2 protein-coding genes are annotated in these 1,768 nt (G+C 65.2%); one reads left to right on the forward strand and one right to left on the reverse strand.

Annotation, left to right across the window (positions count from 1 at the left end; all coding sequences use genetic code 11):
* Positions 1 to 224 precede the first annotated feature (224 nt).
* Positions 225 to 434: a hypothetical protein gene (locus ACFWHU_RS38560; RefSeq protein WP_387231023.1), complete on the reverse strand. Its 210-nt coding sequence runs from the start codon at positions 432 to 434 to the stop codon at positions 225 to 227.
* 675 nt (positions 435 to 1,109) lie between these two features.
* Between ACFWHU_RS38560 and ACFWHU_RS38565 the strand changes: the two genes are divergently transcribed.
* Positions 1,110 to 1,319, forward strand: a complete 210-nt coding sequence (locus ACFWHU_RS38565; protein ID WP_375826654.1) for a hypothetical protein — start codon at positions 1,110 to 1,112, stop codon at positions 1,317 to 1,319.
* The last annotated feature ends 449 nt before the right edge of the window (positions 1,320 to 1,768 follow it).

Consider the following 1,768-nt stretch of genomic DNA (forward strand, 5'->3'; position numbering starts at 1 on the left):
TCGGATAGACCTGGGGCTGGCGAGACGCGAGAGAGAGAAGCGGCGGTGGTCCGCATCACCGCGGCCTGGAGCCCACCGAGGAAACTCGGGACCTTGATCGTTCTCAAGTTGACCGCGGTCAACTTGGCCCAGGCCCTGCCGGGTTCCAGGGTACCGAGGACTCGGGCCCGAGGGTTCAGAAACAGGTTCTGACGCAACCCCGACCAAGGACGGCCGAGGAGCCGTTACGACACTCCCTCGATGGGCGACGCGTCGACTCCCGGTCCGAGCGTCCGCCGGCCTTTCCGGACGGCGACGTCCTGGTGCTCGACGTCCCCCAGGAGTGCGTCCGGCTCCACTCGCTCGACGGGCAGAAGCCGCGGACTCGCGTCCGCTGTCGGCGTGCTCCTGGTGGTACTCGGGCCGGTGCCGAGGTGACGGCGCGGGGTGTCCATGACGGGAGTCTGCCGTACCGGATGATGCACAACGACGCCAAGTTCCGGAGGTCCTCGCCGTCATCGGAGACAAGACCAACTTCCTCTACGTCAGGTCGGACGTGTACCGGATCGTCGAGGAGGACTACGCCGAGGACGTGAACGAGTCCAAGAAGTCCAAGGACCTCTTGCTCGTGTAGGAGAAGTGGTTCGTCTTCTACAACCAGTACCTGCTGGAGGCCGGACCCTACGCACCAGGTGTCGGTACTGCTCATCAGCGACGTGAGGGTGGTCCGGGACCCGGCATCCTCCCCCTTGACGGCAACTTCCACGGTTCCGATTTGTTGACTAGCGCCCCAATTATTCTGTGACGTGCATCACGCCGAATTCGGTTTGCGTGGAAAATTGTGCGCTTCACCGCCATGCCCTCTGAGCTGCGGTTTTGGCGGTTGTCGCAATGTCGGACCCATGCGGTATTGCAGGTAGCCCTAAGACACCCGGTAAGGACGTCATGTCACTCCGGGTGCACGGTCGGATTGTCGGTGGCCCGGCTTAGAGTGGCCTGAGCTGTTCCGAGCCCTTCGGACGACGAAGGGAGACCCCTGCGAAGTCATGCCCTAGGAAAGCTACTTCGCGAGCGGGGTCTCCCCTTCGCCTGACGTCGGGCTGCCGATCCGTCGTAAGGAGCCAGAAGCCGTGACGTCCATTGACCGTACCCCAGAGGGTCCGGACAACTCGGTCCGCACCTATGTGTGGGCCACGGTCGTGACCACTCTGGCGACCCTCGCCACCGTTCTCGTCCTCGCCTTCACGGGCAACGACGAGGCCGCTGTCGCGGTCGCCACTGCAGGGGTACTGGGCGGTGCCATCGGCGCCGTCAAGATCACCATCCACATTCGCCGATGACCCTGGTCCGGGTGCCCCCCGGGGCACCCGGACGGCGCCGGTACAAAGCGTTCTCGACGGGCCATGTCCAGCTCCTCCCCCTGTATGCCGCCACAGTAAAGGCGAGCACTGACAACGCCATCCGATCCGAATCTCGGGCGTCTTCGCCGCCGAGACGTACGGCAGGCGGCGGTGACGTACTCGAGGGACGCGGCGGTCGGGATGGCTCGTGTGGTTCTCGTCACGACCGCACCCTCTTTTCGCGCACGGTCCTGTCCATAAGCGATCGACTCCCTCGAAGAGGCACAGGGGGAGTTGCGGGGCTTACCCGTCGCTCCTCCACGGTTCCGACCGCCCCGGCCTGTCCGGGACGGGAGGACTTTCCGAGCGCCTTGGAGGAGCACGTGACCAACCAGCAGAACGACCAGCAGCCGCGGGAGCCGGCCACCCCTCAGGCGGACCGAGACCGC

Source organism: Streptomyces sp. NPDC060366 (assembly GCF_042725135.1).
Lineage (GTDB): Bacteria > Actinomycetota > Actinomycetes > Streptomycetales > Streptomycetaceae > Streptomyces.